The sequence below is a fragment of the Paenibacillus sp. 01T422 genome (assembly GCF_056398785.1).
In genome coordinates, this window is record NZ_JBFTQB010001647.1 from 1 (window position 1) to 461 (window position 461).

The window sequence follows — 461 nt, forward strand, 5'->3', positions numbered from 1 at the left end:
AGAACTGATTGTTGAAGCGCACGCCCTCTGTAATCCCTTTGTAGTCCTTTAGCTTCGGTCCGTAGTTAACACGTCCCATGTTCTCGACAACGATATCCAGTCTCGCGCCTTCGGCAGGAATGTCCACCGGGAGAGGACGCGGGTCCCAGCGCTCAATTGTACCTTGGTAGACACCGTCCAAGAAAATTTGCGCGCGATCGTGCACCTCTTGCAAGCGCAGCTTTTCGCCGGTCCGCGGGCCAGATACCTGTGTCGAATAGACGATGAAGCCATAGTTTTGACCAAGCATCTCCATCGGTTCCGGGCAGGTACGTTTAACAGGTGTGGAAAGCTGGGCCAGTTGTCCGAGCAGATCTGCTTTTTCCGTCAGTGCTACACGGCCGTAACTTTTCTTCGGAAGAGGTGCCGGAAAGGCAGGAAACTCTTTCTCATCCTTCTCGAGATAGCGCGCAATAACGCTG

1 pseudogene is annotated in these 461 nt (G+C 53.8%); it reads right to left on the bottom strand.

The features are described from left to right. Nucleotides 1-461 (bottom strand): annotated as a pseudogene (locus AC1DUA_RS40595) (beta-galactosidase); the annotation flags it as partial.